Genomic DNA, 15,281 nt, shown 5'->3' with positions numbered 1-15,281 from the left:
GGCAGGGCCCGAGAGCGCGATCTACCATCGGTGTGTACGCGACAGGGGGATGCCGTGGGTCCGGAGATGGCCGAGCTCGCCAGAACGGCGGGCACGACGATGGTGACGCTGATGGCCACTCAGGCCTGGGAGTCCACGCGCGAGGGCGTTCTCGCTCTGTGGCAGCGCTTCCAGCCCGATCGCGCCGACACCGTGGGCGGTGAACTCGAGGCCACCCGCGAGGACCTGCTCCTCGCCCGCGAGTCGGGAGACGCCGACACCGAGGCCGAGCTCACCGCCGAATGGCAGGCGAGGCTGCGCCGGCTCCTGGTCGCCCGGCCCGAGGTCGCCGACGAACTCCGCCGGATCCTGGCCGAGTTGAACCCCGAGTCACCTCAGACGCATACGGCGGTGGACGTCCGGCTGCGTGCCGAGGTCTCCGGCAGCGGGCGTGTCTACCAGGCCGGACGCGACCAGCACATCACCGAGCGATGAGCGAACTCGGCGCCCGGGCCTCGGGACAGGGGCGGATCTTCCAGACCTCCGGCGACCAGTACATAGAGGAACACCACCATCACTACGACACCGGCGCCGGGGGCCCGCTCTTCGGACGCCAGGTCGTGTCCCCGGCGGGGGCCGGTCCGGCCGCTCCTGACTCCGTGCGGATGCCGCTCGTCGGCAGGGCGCCGGGCATCCTCCGCGACCGCCAGGAACTCCGCGAGGCGCTCGGCGCGGCCGTCGCCAAACCCGGCGGCGAGGTCCACGTCGTGCACGGCATGGGCGGCTGCGGCAAGACCGCGCTGGCGTACTGGCTGTTCAACGAGGCGGTACGCGAACACGGCCGCGTCGGGTTCTGGGTCAACGCGTCCGAACTGATGTCGTTGCGCGCCGGGATGCTGGCGGTGGCCGGGGACCGCGGCGCCGCGGCCGTCGAGCTCGCCGCCGCGGCAGCGGGGCAGCGCGCCGCCGCCGACCTCGTCTGGCACCACCTGGACCGCTCCACCGAGCCCTGGCTCCTCGTCCTCGACAACGCCGACGACCCGGCGGTCCTGGAGGGCGGTGCGTGGCTCCGGTCCAGCGACCGCGGCACGGTACTGGTCACGACCCGGCACGCCACGTCGCCGCTGTGGCGGGGACCGGGTGTACACCGGCACGCGTTGGGTGTCCTGCCGTTGGAGGAGGCGGCCCAGGTGCTGTGCGACCTGGCGCCGGACGCGGGGGACCTGGAGTCCGCACGGAAGGTCGCCGAGCGCCTGGGACGGCTGCCGCTCGCCCTCACGCTGGCCGGATCCCATCTCGGCCACCAACTTCTGGAGACGTGGTCCATGGACGAGTACGACCGCAAGCTCGGTGAGGAGTCGACGGCGATCGTCGACCGCGGCGCGGCCGGGCACGGGAGCAGCCAGTCCCGGCAACTGGTCGGCCGCACCTGGCAGTTGTCGCTGGACACGCTGGCGGATCAAGGCCTTCCCGAGTCGACGACGCTGCTGCGGCTGCTGTCGTTCCTGGCCGCGGATCCCCTGCCGCTGAGCGTGCTCGTACCGGTGGCCCGGGGAGAGGTGACGCTCGACGGCCTCGAACCCGCCCTTCACGCCGAACAGTTGGAGCCGGCGCTGAAGGGGCTGATCGACCACTCGCTGGCCGAGTTGGTCACCGTGGACGGGGCGCGCTGCGTGCGGGCCCACGGGGTGCTGCTCGACAGCGTGGCCGGGGGAGTTCCGCAGGACCGGCGGGCGATCGTCGCGGACACGGCGGCCTCGCTCCTGGAGGCCGCGCTGCCCGACCAGGGCTCCGACTCTCCCGAGGCCCGGCGCCGGCTCGCGCTGCTGGCACCCCACGCGACGAGACTGCTCGCGGTGGCCGCGGACGAACGGACCGCTTCCCTCGCGGTGCGGGTTTTGCGCCAGGTCTACGACTCGGGGGACTACGCGGCGGCGCTGTCCCTCGCGCCCACGGTCGTCGCGTCCGTCCGGGGTGTCCTGGGCGCTGACCGCAGACTGGTCCTGGACGCCCGGCACCTGGAGGGCACGGCGCTGTTCCGGATGGGACGCTTCGCCGAGGCCGAGGCATCACACCGCGAGGTGCTGGAACGCCGGGAGACCCTGCTCGGCGCCGATGATGTGGACACGCTCCACAGCTGTGCCGCGCTGTCCCAGTCGCTCGACCTGCTCGACCGGGACGAGGAGGCCGAGAGCTGGGGCAGGCGGGCGCTCGACGGTTACCGGCGGGTGCTGGGCGAGGAGAGCGCGGAGGCACTGTTCATCTGGTGCGGGCTGATCGAGATCCTGCCCCAGCTCGGCAAGGAAAGGGAGTTCGCGGAGGAGGGCCCCGCGCTGGTCGAGGCCGGAGAGCGTGCCCTGGGCCCGGACCATCCCACGACGGTGCTGGCCCGGCACGACTACGCGGGCGGCCTGTTCCAGTTCGGCCGCTACGAGGAGGCCGAGCCGCTGGCACGACGGGTGCTGGCCGACCGGACCCGGCTCCAGGGCCCGGAGCATCCCCTGACCTTGTCGGCCACCTCCCTCACCGCCCGCATCGCCCACGGCCTGGGCAGGATCGACGAGGCCATCGGGATCATGAAGGAGCTGTCCGAACGCCGGGCGCGGGTGCTGGGCCCCGAGCACCCGTTCGCCGCCGCCGACCGGGCCTGGGTCGCCACCTGGCAGACCGAGGCCCGGGGCTGATCAGCCCTCGGTCCGGGCGCGCGCCTTCTGCCACGCGTACCCGACGGCCGCCAGCACCAGCGTCATCGCGCCCGTCGAGTACAACTGCACCCGCGTGTCCGGCTCCCGGGCCATCAGGACGAAGACCGCGACCATGCCGGCCAGGGCGACCCACGTCAGCCACGGGAACGCCCACATCCGTACGACCAGCTTCTCCGGCGTCTCGCGCTCCAGGCGGCGGCGCAGCCGCAGCTGCGAGACGGCGATGAAGATCCAGACGACCAGGATCACCGCGCCGATCATGTTCAGCAGCCAGGCGAAGACGTCGTTCGGCCGCCAGTAGCTCAACAGCACGCACAGGAACCCGAAGACGGAGGACGCCAGTACGGCGATCCGCGGCACCCCGCCCGAGACCTTGCCCAGCACCTTCGGGCCCTGGCCGCGCTCCACCAGGGAGTAGCCGATGCGCGAGGCGCCGTAGACGTTGGCGTTCATGGCGGACAGCAGGGCCACCAGCACGACCACGTTCATCAGCTGCCCGGCGCCGGGGATGCCCAGCTCGTCCAGGGCCGCGACGTACGGGCCCTTCTCGACGACCTCCTTGGAGTCCCACGGCACCAGGGTGACGATGACGGCCATCGAGCCGACGTAGAACAGCGCGATACGCCACATCGCCGTACGGACCGCGCTCGCCACGCCCTTGACCGGGTTCTCCGACTCGGCCGCCGCGATGGTGACCGTCTCCAGGCCGCCGTAGGCGAAGACCGAGGCGAGCAAACCGATGACGAGGCCCTCGCCGCCGTTCGGCATGAAGTCGGTGAGGTGGCTCGTGCCCGGCGAGTCCGTGCCGGGCAGGACGCCGGCGATCGCCAGGACGCCGAGCGCCAGGAACAGGGTGATCGCGCCGACCTTCAGGGCCGCGAACCAGAACTCGAACTCGCCGAAGTTCTTCACGGCCGCGAGGTTCGTGCCGCAGAAGACGACCATGAACAGCGCCACCCACGCCCACTCCGGGGTGCCCGGCAGCCAGCCGCTGACGATCTTCGCGGTCCCGATGCCCTCCAGGCCGACGGCCGTGCAGAGGAGGACCCAGAACGCCCAGCCGACGGTGAACCCGGCCCAGGGGCCGATCGCCCGCTCCGCGTGCGCCGAGAACGAGCCCGACGACGGATACGCGGCCGACATCTCGCCGAGCATCCGCATCACCAGCATCACGAGGAGACCGGAGAGGGCGTAGGCGACCACGATCGACGGACCGGCGGCGGCGATGCCCGCACCGGAGCCGACGAACAGACCGGCGCCGATCACCCCGCCGAGGGCGATCATCGACAAGTGGCGCTGTTTCAGGCCATGGGAGAGGGAGGCGTCGTCCGTGCTGGGCGGCGTCGTCCCGGTGGTGGTGCTGGGCATGGGCGCGGCTCGTCCAATGCGTGAGAGGCGAGAGAGGGCAAAAACGCCGCCAGTCTGGGTGGTCCCCTCACCTGGGAGGGAGGGGAGTCCAGCATGCGGACAGCTGGAACGCACGCCGTGAGGACCCGGGGACGCAGGGTGGACGCCCGTCGCGGAAGTCATCGGCACCCGTCCTGGCGGGCGTTTGGCGAAACCCTACAGTCCGCTTCACCGTAGGGTCCGTGACCGAAACCTCGCTGCCTCAGTGACCGGCATCACGTAGCGCTCGGTGTAACCCCCACCTTTTGTCCGGAACCAACCAACCGTGCGTTCGCGCCTTTGTCGAGCGCTGACGGTGATCAGGGCGAGCGCGCTGGGATAGCGTCGCCGTGTCCCGACCGACCCTCACCCTCGCGGAGTCCCCATGAGCACCGCCGCCGCAACCGCCCGCCCCGGACAGGTCCTCGCCGACCTGCTCCCCTCCTCTCGTGTCCGGGACGCGGCCCTCGTGCTCGGCGGCGCCGCGCTCACCGGCCTCGCCGCCCAGCTCTCGGTGCCCGTGCCGGGCTCCCCGGTGCCGGTGACCGGCCAGACCTTCGCCGCGCTGCTCGTCGGCACGTCCCTCGGCGCCGGCCGCGGCCTCCTCGCGCTCGCGCTGTACGCCGTCGCGGGCGTCGCGGGCGTGCCGTGGTTCGCGCAGGGCACCTCGGGTGTCGCCCCCTCCTTCGGCTACATCCTCGGCATGATCCTCGCCGCCACCGTCGTGGGCGCCCTGGCCCGCCGCGGCGCCGACCGCTCGATGCTGCGCATGGCGGGCACGATGCTGGTGGGCGAGGCGATCATCTACGCCATCGGCGTGCCCTACCTGGCCCTTTCCACCGGCATGTCCGCCACCGCCGCGATCGCGGCCGGCCTCACGCCGTTCCTGATCGGCGACGCGCTGAAGGCGGCGCTGGCGATGGGGGCGCTGCCGACGGCCTGGAAGCTCGTCGACAAGCGCTGAATCCATGACCGTTGCCGAGAGGCCCGCCGGGCGTACTGCTCCGGCGGGCCTCTCGTGCGTGCTCAGCGCGGGCAGAGGCTGATTCAGCCCTCCCGCACCTCCGGCCGCCGCCGCTGCGACCACCACATCCCGGCCACGCCCGCCGCGACGAGCGACGCACCCGCCGCGCCCAACGGCAGCAGATCGCGTACCGGACCGGTCTCCGCCAGCTCCTTGCCGCCCGGGGGCTCCTTGCCACCCGGGGACACCGGCTTGTTGTCGGTGCCGAGCAGCAGGGGCGTGGCCGGGGCGTCCGGCGACGGGTTGGTCGTGCCGAACGGCACCGGGCCCTGCTGCCAGTACGTCTTCTTCCCGTCGCCGGTCTGGACGGGCAGACAGATCTTCCCGGCCTTGCTCAGGTCGTAGGTCGCGTCGACGGCGTACGACTTCGACTTACCGGCCGCGAGATTGTCGACGGCGCAGGCGAAACCGCTGTTCGATCCCTCGGGAAGTCCGTTCTCGGGTATCGCGGAACAGCCCTCGACCTTCTTGACCACAAGCCCGTCGAATCCGACGACCAGCAGCCTGATCTTCCCGCTGTCCTTGCTCCCCGTGTTCTTCACGGTGGCGGTAATCGCGGTCTTTTTCGAACCGTTGTCGACGGAGATCTTCTCGGGCAGCAGCGTGGTGAGCTTCACCCCCGCCGGCGCTTCGTCAACAACCTTTCCACCCTCGCTGCTTGCGGGCCCTCCGTCCTCCGCCCCGGCGGTGCCGGAAAGTATCAGCACCGCCGAGAATGATGCCGCGACCAGCGGCCCCACGACCACGGCCGTACGACGAGAACTCATGTTCGCCCCCCTTGTGTCCCCCTGGCTGCGCCTGAATTCGCAGCACTGAAAGAGGTACCACAAGATTTCGCCGCACTATCCTGGTACGGCGCGAAGTGTGACCGTTGTGTTTCACTGGATGCGGTCGCGGCGTCGTGGAGGGGGTGCAGCGGATTGCCGGGGAATGCGAATAGCGGCGGTGTTCCAGGGATATTGGTGACGGGGCGCTATCGGTTGGTCGAAAGTATCGGCCAGGGGGGAATGGGGCGGGTGTGGCGAGCCGCCGACGAAATACTCGACCGGCCGGTCGCCGTCAAGGAAATGCGGATCGACGGTCTCGACGCGGAGGACAACAGGACGCGCCGCGAACGCACCCTGCGCGAGGCCAGGGCGACGGCCCGGATCGACCACCCCAACGTCGTACGGGTCTACGACGTGGTCGACGAGGGCGAACGCCTGTGGATCGTCATGGAGTTGGTGGCCGGCCGCTCCCTCGAGCGGATCCTCGCGGAGGACGGCCCCCTGAGCCCCTGCGAGACGGCCCGGATCGGGCTCGGCCTGGTCGCGGCGCTCCGCCAGGTGCATGCGCGGGGGGTCCTGCACCGGGACATCAAGCCCGGGAACGTCCTGGTGGACAGCTCCAATGAACGGCGCGTCGTCCTCACGGACTTCGGCATCGCCGCGATCCAGGACGCCAAGGCACTCACGATGGTCGGGATGCTGGTCGGCTCGCCCGACTACATGGCCCCCGAGCGCATCTCCGGCCGCCCCCAGGGCCCGCCTTCCGACAACTGGTCCCTCGGCGCGACCCTCTGCGCCGCCCTGGGCGGCCGCTCCCCCTTCACCCGCGACACCACGCTGGCAACCCTGCACGCGGTCCTCTACGAGGAACCCGAACTCCCCGCTGCCTCCGGCCCGCTGCGCGCCATCCTGACGGCCCTCCTGGAAAAGGACCCGTCGACCCGCCCGACCCTGGACGACCTGGAAACGACCCTGGAAGCGGTGGCGTTTCCGGCCCCCACACCGACACTGTCAGTGGGGTGGGGGCCGGCCGGCCTCGAGGAGACCTTGGGGGGAGGGGGCCTTGGGCTGCAACGGCCGCACCGGGAAACGGAGCCGGAGCCGGAGCCGGACCAGGCGGCGGCTGCTCCGGGGCAGGACCGGGGGCCGGAGTGGCCTGAACAGGTGACGATGCCGGACACGGACACGGAACCGGAAGCGAGGCCAGACCCGGGCACGGAACCGGAAGCAAGGCCGGACCCGGGCACGGAACCGGAAGCGAGGCCGGACGCGGGCACGGAACCGGAAGCGAGGCCGGACCCGGGCACGGAACCGGAACCGGAACCGGAAGCGAGGCGGGACGCGGGCACGGAACCGGAACCCGCACCGGAACGCATCCCAGAACCGGACCCGGGGGAGGACCACCGACCTGCCCCGGAACCCGAGCCCGTGCAGCACCAGCAACGCGCCACAGAACCGGAGTCCGAGAGGGACCACCGACCTGCCTCGCGACCGGAGCCCGGGAGGGACGACCGAGCTGCCTCGCGATTGGAGCCCGGGAGGGACGACCGACCTGCCTCGCGACCGGAGCCCATCCAACATCAGCAATCCGCCCCGCAACCGGAGGTTGTGCACGACCAGCAACCCACCCCGGAACCGGAACCCCGAACACCGGCCCCGACCACCGCGCCGCCCCCACCCCTCACCGCCCCCACCGCGTCCCAATCACCCACCCCCACCCCCGCCCACGCCCACTCCGTGCCCCAGGACCCCCGCCGGCCCGCCCCCGTCCTGGACGCGACCCCACGCCAACGCCCCGACCACCACCCCACGGCCACGGCTACCGTTCCCACCGCGGAAGCCGCCGCCAAAGCGCAGCCGCGCGCGGTCCGTTCCGACGGCCGCGCCGCCACCACCCACCGCGCGAGCCCCGTCTCCCTCACCCGCGCACAGGCGGCCACCGAGTGCCGCCCGCACCCCACACCGCCGCCCTCCCCGATGCCGCCGGGCGAACTCCCCGGCCCCGCGGCCCCGGCCGTGTCCCGCCCGCGCGCAGGTCATCGCCGTACGATGCTCGCCGCCGCGGCGGCCACGGTCGCGACCGCGGGTGCCGTCGTGGGAATCCTGCTGGCGACGTCGTCCGGTCCCCCGGACGACAACGACACCCGCGCGGGCTCCTCGGCCTCCGCACCCCCCACCACCGGCACCGCCCCGACCCCCAAATCCACACCCACACCCACACCCACACCCTCGCCCACCTCCACCGTCGAGGGCACAACCCGGCCGCAGAGCCTGCCGCCGGGCGCGCACCGGGAGGCGGGCGGGTTCGCCTGGGCGACACCGGACGGCTGGCGGCGGGACGTGAAGACGGGCGCTGAGGTGCACTACACCTCCCCGGACGGGGCGCAGGAACTGGTCGGCAAGTCGGCCTTGGCCCGCGGCGATCTCCTGGAGACCTGGCAGACCTCGGAACGCAACGCCCACCAGGGCCAGGACTACCGCAAGGTCCGCCTGGAGGAGACGACGTTCCGCGGCCACCCGGCGGTGGTCTGGGAGTACACCTTCACGCTGGAGGGCGTCCGCTGGCACGCCCGTCTGCTCGGCTTCAACGTGGGCGGCAAGTCGTACCAGATCAACACCTGGTACCAGTCGGGGATCGAGGAGGAGGCCCTGAGCACGTACGAGAAGGTCAAGGACAGCTTCACGGTGCTGTAGGGACACAAGACGGTCCCGTAGGGGCACAAGAGGATACGAAAAGGGACCTGCGGCGCGCGTCCTGAAGAGAGGAACACGCACCGCAGGCCCCGCACAGCGAAGAGGCGAGCGCCCGCCCGGTCAGCCGGCCGAGACCTCGTCCCGGTCCTCGTCCGGAACCTGGACCCGCGCGGCGTCGGCGCCCCGGCGACCGCTGCCCCGGTGCTTCACGAAGGCGATGACGAGCACCACGGCCGCGACGAGCAGCGACAGCAAAATGGTCTGGCGCCCGTCGTGCTCGGTGTCGGTGAGCATGTAACCGAGGATGAACACGATCAGTGCGGCCGTCGCCCAGGTCAGATACGGGTACAGCCACATCTTGACCACGAGCTTCTCCGGCGCCTCCGCCTGAATGATCTTCCGCATCCGCAGCTGGGAGAAGCAGATCACCAGCCACACGAACAGGGCGACCGCGCCACTGGAGTTCACGAGGAAGAGGAAGACGGAGTCCGGGAACTTGTAGTTGAAGAAGACGGCGACGAAGCCGAAGGCGACGGACGCGAGGATCGCCGTCCGCGGCACACCGTTGCCGGTCGTGCGGGCGAAGGACTTCGGCGCGTCACCGCGCTGGCCGAGCGAGAAGGCCATGCGGGAGGCGGTGTAGAGACCGGAGTTGAGACAGGACAGCACCGAGGTCAGCACGATGAAGTTCATGATCTGACCGGCGTGCGGAATGCCCAGGGAGTCGAGCGCGGCGACGTAGGAGCCGTCGTCGGTGATGGACTTGCTGTCCCACGGCAGCAGGGCCACGACGACGAAGATCGAGCCGAGGTAGAAGACGGCGACTCGCCAGATGATGCTGTTGGTGGCCTTGGTGACGGCCTGCTGCGGGTTCTCGGACTCACCGGCGGCCAGGGTGGCGATCTCGCTGCCCATGAAGGAGAAGACGACGAGCAGCACACCGGTGAGGATCGCGCCTGCCCCATGGGGCAGGAAGCCCCCGTGCTCGGTGAGGTTGCTCAACCCGGCCTGCTCACTGTCCACACCGGGCAGCAGCCCGAAGACGGCAAGCCCACCGATGACGATGAACGCGGCGATCGCGACGACCTTGATGCCGGCGAACCAGAACTCGAACTCGCCGTACGACCCGACGGAGACCAGGTTGGTGGCGGTGAGCACCAGCATCACGATCAGGGCCCAGGCCCACTGCGGCACGGCCGGGATCCAGCCCTCCAGGATCACGGCACCGGCGGTCGCCTCGACCGCGAGCACCACGACCCAGAAGAACCAGTACAGCCAGCCGATGGAGAAACCGGCCCAGGGGCCGAGCGCCCGGTCGGCGTGCGCGGAGAAGGAACCCGATGTCGGGTTGGCGGCGGACATCTCTCCGAGCATCCGCATCACCAGCACCACGAGCGTGCCGACGAGGGCGTACGACAGGAGAATGCCGGGGCCCGCGGTGGCGATACCGGAGCTGGACCCCACGAAGAGCCCGGCCCCGATGACTCCGCCGATGGCGATCATCGACAGATGCCGGTTCTTGAGCCCGGCCTGCAGCCCGGAGCCGCCGCCGGGTTCTCCGGGGCCTCCAGGGTCGTTTCCGGTCGTCTTCAGTGTCGGCTGCGAGGTCATGGAACGGATTTCCTTTGCGCCGGGGAGCTGTTCTTCCGTACGGAGCCGCACCAGCCGTACGAACGGGGTGTGTCGCGACATGACGGTGTACGGGTCCTCGTACGAGCGGGTGTACGAGCCGGTCCAGTGAATCTGAGGCGAACGTTTTCGAAAACCTTTGAATCCAGATTGTTACTTGAGGTTTTCCTGAGGTTCCGTAATGCGGCTCACATTCGCCTCACGTTTTCATGAGCGCCACCCCGCGCGCCTTCCCCGAAACACCCGTGTCACACTCTCCCCATGCGCGTGTACCTCGGCTCGGACCATGCCGGCTACGAACTCAAGAACCACCTCGTCGACTGGCTGAAGGCGGCGGGTCACGACCCCGTCGACTGTGGCCCGCACATCTACGACGCCCAGGACGACTACCCGCCCTTCTGCCTCCGCGCCGCGGAGCGGACGGCCGCGGACCCCGACGCGCTCGGCGTCGTCATCGGCGGTTCCGGCAACGGCGAGCAGATCGCGGCGAACAAGGTCAAGGGCGTCCGCGCGGCCCTCGCCTGGAGCGAGGAGACGGCGGCCCTCGGCCGCCAGCACAACAACGCCAACGTCGTCGCCGTGGGCGCGCGCATGCACTCACAGGACGAGGCGACGGCCTTCGTCGAGAAGTTCCTCGCAACGCCGTTCTCGGGTGACGAACGTCACATCCGCCGAATCGACATGCTCAAGGCATACGAAACGACGACCGAACTCCCCCCGATCCCCCCGCACCACCCCCAGCCGTAAACCCCCATCCAGGGCCGACACCGGCCCTGCGAAGACCAGCCACCGGCCCCGATCCGGGAAGCCGACGACCGCCCCAGGGGCGCAGGCGGCCCCGGGCCGGGCACGGTGCCGGGGCGCAGCCCCCGCCGGGTCCCGAGGCAGAGCCCCGCAAGAGGTTGCAGGGGATTAGTCCCTGCTGGAATCCCGGGACGGAACTCTGCGAGGGGCACGGGACGTAGTTGCTGCCGGGGTCCCGAGCTGGAGCCCCGCCAGGGGTTGCAGGGGACGCGGTCCCCGCCGGGGCCCAGGGCAGAGGCCCGCGAGGGGTTGCGGGACGTAGCCCATGCTGGGGTCCCGGGGCGGGAATCTGCGAGGGGTACAGGACGTAGTTACTGCCGGGGCCCCGAGCTGGAGCCCCGCCAGGGGTTGCAGGGGACGCGGTCCCCGCCGGGGCCCACGGCAGAGGCCCGCGAGGGGTTGCGGGTCGTAGTCCATGCTGGGGTCCCGGGGCGGGAATCTGCGAGGGGTACAGGACGCGGTCCCCGCCCGGGCCCGGGACAGAGCCCCGCGAGGGGTTGCAGGACGCAGTCCCCGCCGGGGCCCCGGGCAGCGCCCGCGGAGGTGTCCAGGGCAGAGCCCCGAGGTGTCCAGGGCAGAGCCCCGAGGGGTCCTGGGCAGAGCCCCGAGGGCGTCCGGGGCAGAGTCGGAGAGGGCGTCCGGGGCAGGGTCCGAGAGAGGTGCCGGGGTGGAGCCCGGCGAGGGGTGCAGGGGACGCAGTCCCCGCCGGGGTTCGGGGCGGAGCCCCGATGTCCTTCGACCTCATCCTCTTGACGAACTGCTTCGGGTGGGTGGGTGGGAAACCCCCGTCCGGCGCGGAGCACGACGCAAAGGCGACGATCACAGGAGAACCCGTGCCAGAAGGCCACACCATCCACCGCCTGGCCCAGGACTACGCCGCCGCCTTCCTCGGCACCACCCCCCGAACCACCAGCCCCCAGGGCAAGTTCACCGACGCCGCCGCCCTCCTCACCGGCACGGAACTCACCCACACCGAAGCCCACGGCAAGCACCTCTTCCTCGGCTTCCGCGACACCGACTGGGTCCACATCCACCTCGGCCTCTTCGGCAAGGTCACCTTCGGCCCGGCCCCCGAACCGCCCCCCACCGACACCGTCCGCCTCCGCCTGGCGAACGACACCACCTACGTGGACCTCCGGGGCCCCACCACCTGCGCCCTGATCACACCCCCGGAGAAGCAGGCAATACACGACCGCCTCGGCCCCGACCCCCTCCGCGAGGACGCCGACCCGGACACCGCGTACCGCCGTATCTCCCGTAGCCGTACGACGATCGCCGCCCTCCTCATGGACCAGAAGGTCATCGCGGGCGTAGGAAACGTCTACCGCGCGGAGGTCCTCTTCCGGCACCGCATCGACCCGTACCGCCCCGGCAAGGACATCACCCCGCCCGAGTGGCACGCGATCTGGACCGACCTGGTCGAGCTCATGCGCGAGGGCGTCCGCAACAACCGCATCGACACCGTCCGCCCGGAACACACCCCGGAGGCGATGGGCCGCCCACCGCGCGTGGACGACCACGGCGGCGAGGTGTACGTCTACCGCAGGGCCAACCAGCCCTGCCACCTCTGCGGCGGCGAGATCCGCACCGCCGACCTCGCCGCCCGCAACCTCTTCTGGTGCCCGGCCTGCCAACTCCCCTGACTCCGCCCGGCGTCAGAGGCCCGGAACGCCACCCGCGTCAGAACCCGTGCGGCAGCCAGGGCAGGACCTCGGCCTCGAACCCCCGCGACGCCTCCGCCAGCGCCCCCCGTCGAAGCTGCCGGACCCGCCCCGCCGCCGCCAGCGCGGTCAGAGACACGCCGCCGAGATAGGCCGCACCCAACTCCCGTACGGACAGGGCGACATCCGCCGCATCCGCCGTACGCTCGCAGGACGCGCCCTTCGCGTCCCCGCTCAGCCGCCAACGCCCGGCGTTCCAGGGACAGAACGCGTCCTCCACCTCGAACACCACGTCCACCGGCGCCCGATACGTCCGCGCCTCCAGCGCGGCCCCCAGCTCGACCGGCCGCACGTAGAGCGAGTCCCGCAGCCGCAGCTGACACCGCCGTATGTCGGACACCAGGTACTGCCACGCGTCGTCGACCGGACGCGACTTCACGGACACCGTCGACGTCAGGTCGATCCCGAACAGGAACCGCCACAACGCCGCGTCCGCCGCGGGGTCCAGCGCCGCCAGGTCCGCGACGGCCACCGTGCCCTTGGGCCCGGACAGGTCCCACTCGGGCTTGACGCGGAACCGCGCGTAGCCGACCGTTTCCCCGTCCCGCTCGGCGAGCACGCACTGAAGAGGCGACGCGCCCTCACGATCGCTCTCCGGGTCCAGCAGCCCGAGCCGCTCCCAGCCCGGTCGCCGCTCCAGCATTCCGGGCCGCGCCGGAACCAGCCGGGCGTACACCGCCTCGCACACGTCGAGGACATCGGCCGGCGCCGCGTACCGCACGCGTACGTCGTCCGTACCGTCCGGCACCGACAGCCGCACCTGGGTCGTGTCGATCTCGGCGTACAACGACAGGGTCGCGTTGCCGTATCCGAACCGTCCGTAGATCGCCGGCTCGGACGCCGTGAGCGCGGCCAGCGGCTCACCCAGGGCGTGCACATCGTCCAGCTGCCGGCGCATCATCGACGTCAGCACCCCGCGCCGGCGATGCGTGGCGGCCACGCTCACCATGGTGACGCCCGCCACCGGCAGCGACGCGCCGCCCGGCACGGTGAGCCCGAAGCTGAACGCCCCGGTCGTCCCCACGCACTCGTCCCCGTCCCACGCCCCGAGCGAACGGTCGATCTCGGTCAGGGAGTTGTACAACCCCCGCTCCTCGGCCGACTCCGGCACCCCGCCGAAGCCCCGGATCAGGGTGTCGTACCACTTGTCCCAATCGTCCTTCCGGAGCGTCCGCAGGTCGATCGAAGAACCGTTCGCGTCAGTCGCCATGGGCCATGAGTACCAGGACAATGCGGGACGAGCGAGGGAATTTCTCCCGGGCGGCGACAGGGCGGCGCACCGTGAAGTTCACTGTGATGTCGGCCCTCGGACGGGGGACAAGTGGGACCTCAGGTGCCAAGCGGCTGGTCCGATGGATAGGGTCCCGAACTAATGGCATCAGGACGAGAGCGGCGCGCGGAAGCCGACACGTTCACGGCCCGGTTGAAGAAGCAGTGGCACCGGGCCCGCGTCGGCGTGCGCCGGGCCGCCGTGGACTACTTCCGCGGCGACGGCTCGGACTGGATCGCCCTGGCCGGCCTGCTCCTGACCGTCCCGCTGATCGCGGCGGCGACGCTGGCGAACTCGGTGTGGTTCTCGCCGGCCGCGCTCGTCCTGCCCGTCGTCGTGGGCGGCCTGCTGCTGCGCCCGGCCAGCCTGCTCGGCCTGTACGCGGCGGCGGCCACGGCGCTGATCGTGGAGTCGGTGCAACTGGGCCCGTACACGGAGGGGCCCTCCAGAGTCACACCGGGCATCGTGCTCGTGGTCGCGGCCTGCGGCTTCTTCGGCCTGCTGCTGGCCCAGTTCCGCAGCCGGGTCGGTGTGCCCTGGCGGCGCGGCGGCACCATGCTCTTCGACCTGCGCGAACGCATCCGGGTGCAGAGCCAGCTGCCGGACCTGCCGGGCGGCTGGCACCAGGAGATGGCACTGCGCCCGGCGGGCGGCCAGTCCTTCTCGGGCGACTTCGTGGTGGCGGCCCGCACCAACGGCGGCCGTACGCTCGAGGTCGTCCTCACCGACGTCTCCGGCAAAGGCATGGACGCGGGCTCCCGCGCCCTGCTCCTGTCCGGCGCCTTCGGCGGCCTGCTGGGTTCCCTCCCGCCGCACGCCTTCCTCCCCGCAGCCAACGGCTATCTGCTCCGCCAGGACTGGGACGAGGGCTTCGCGACCTCCATCCACCTGGTCCTCGACCTGGACTCCGGCGACTACGAGCTCTACTCCGCCGGGCATCCGCCGGGCCTGCAGCTCAGCGCGGGCACCGGACGCTGGGAGGAGAAGGCGGCCGAGGGGCCGCTCCTCGGTGTCTACGACGGCGCCCAGTTCGACCCCGTGAAGGGCTCGCTGCGCTCGGGCGACGTGCTGATGCTGTTCACGGACGGCCTGGTGGAGACCTCCGACCGCGACATCGTCGAGGGCATCGACCGCCTCACCGGCGAGGCCGACCGCTATGTGGCCGGCGGCTTCCACGGCGCCGCCTGGCACCTCATCGAGGCAGTGGCCAAGGACGTCAACGACGACCGGGCCCTACTGCTGATCTGCCGAGAGGGCCCGACGGCTGCCGCGACCCGCTGAGGTGGGGTTTTCCTCAGGAAG

10 protein-coding genes and 1 pseudogene are annotated in these 15,281 nt (G+C 71.3%); 7 read left to right on the top strand and 4 right to left on the bottom strand.

The genetic code is table 11. The features are described from left to right. Positions 1-54 precede the first annotated feature (54 nt). Positions 55-474 carry a hypothetical protein gene (locus tag AC07DF_RS25335; protein WP_478975569.1) on the top strand — a complete coding sequence of 140 codons (420 nt, stop codon included), beginning with the start codon at positions 55-57 and terminating at the stop codon, positions 472-474. Then, complete coding sequence (locus tag AC07DF_RS25330) at positions 471-2,663, top strand: tetratricopeptide repeat protein (protein WP_478975566.1); 2,193 nt, start codon at positions 471-473, stop codon at positions 2,661-2,663. Before AC07DF_RS25335 ends, AC07DF_RS25330 begins: the two co-directional genes overlap by 4 nt. Here AC07DF_RS25330 and AC07DF_RS25325 read toward each other — a convergent pair whose 3' ends face one another. After that, positions 2,664-4,052, bottom strand: a complete 1,389-nt coding sequence (locus AC07DF_RS25325) for an amino acid permease (RefSeq protein ID WP_478975563.1) — start codon at positions 4,050-4,052, stop codon at positions 2,664-2,666. It lies immediately after the preceding gene. A 403-nt stretch (positions 4,053-4,455) separates the two neighbouring features. On the opposite strand from AC07DF_RS25325, the gene AC07DF_RS25320 reads away from it, so the two are divergent. Beyond that, the gene (locus AC07DF_RS25320; RefSeq protein ID WP_478975560.1) at positions 4,456-5,034 is read left to right on the top strand and encodes a biotin transporter BioY; all 579 of its coding nucleotides are present in this window, start codon (positions 4,456-4,458) and stop codon (positions 5,032-5,034) included. Positions 5,035-5,117: 83 nt separating this feature from the next. Here the strand turns inward: AC07DF_RS25320 and AC07DF_RS25315 are convergent, their stop codons facing one another. After that, positions 5,118-5,861 (bottom strand): hypothetical protein, encoded by a 744-nt coding sequence (locus AC07DF_RS25315; RefSeq protein ID WP_478975557.1) that lies wholly within the window; start codon positions 5,859-5,861, stop codon positions 5,118-5,120. Positions 5,862-6,101: 240 nt separating this feature from the next. Here AC07DF_RS25315 and AC07DF_RS25310 point away from each other — a divergent pair. Further along, a pseudogene (locus AC07DF_RS25310) lies at positions 6,102-6,810 on the top strand (serine/threonine-protein kinase); the annotation flags it as partial. Between the two features lie 1,865 nt (positions 6,811-8,675). Here the strand turns inward: AC07DF_RS25310 and AC07DF_RS25305 are convergent. Then, entirely contained in the window at positions 8,676-10,166 is a 1,491-nt protein-coding gene (locus AC07DF_RS25305) for an amino acid permease (RefSeq protein WP_478975554.1), read from the bottom strand. Between the two features lie 279 nt (positions 10,167-10,445). On the opposite strand from AC07DF_RS25305, the gene AC07DF_RS25300 reads away from it, so the two are divergent. Together AC07DF_RS25300 and AC07DF_RS25295 are read left to right on the top strand one after the other, a co-directional pair. Then, complete coding sequence (locus tag AC07DF_RS25300) at positions 10,446-10,931, top strand: ribose-5-phosphate isomerase (RefSeq protein WP_478975551.1); 486 nt, start codon at positions 10,446-10,448, stop codon at positions 10,929-10,931. 890 nt (positions 10,932-11,821) lie between these two features. After that, positions 11,822-12,631, top strand: coding sequence for an Fpg/Nei family DNA glycosylase (locus tag AC07DF_RS25295; RefSeq protein ID WP_478975548.1), 810 nt, complete (start codon positions 11,822-11,824; stop codon positions 12,629-12,631). Positions 12,632-12,668: 37 nt separating this feature from the next. Here the strand turns inward: AC07DF_RS25295 and AC07DF_RS25290 are convergent, their stop codons facing one another. Next, positions 12,669-13,919: a GNAT family N-acetyltransferase gene (locus AC07DF_RS25290; protein ID WP_478975545.1), complete on the bottom strand. Its 1,251-nt coding sequence runs from the start codon at positions 13,917-13,919 to the stop codon at positions 12,669-12,671. A gap of 162 nt (positions 13,920-14,081) precedes the next feature. Between AC07DF_RS25290 and AC07DF_RS25285 the strand changes: the two genes are divergently transcribed. Continuing rightward, positions 14,082-15,260, top strand: coding sequence for a SpoIIE family protein phosphatase (locus AC07DF_RS25285; protein WP_478975542.1), 1,179 nt, complete (start codon positions 14,082-14,084; stop codon positions 15,258-15,260). Positions 15,261-15,281 lie beyond the last annotated feature (21 nt).

The sequence above is a fragment of the Streptomyces sp. NPDC044719 genome, from assembly GCF_056433405.1.
The sequence above is the reverse complement of the archived record's forward strand: the minus strand, read 5'-3'. Positions and strand labels throughout refer to the sequence as shown.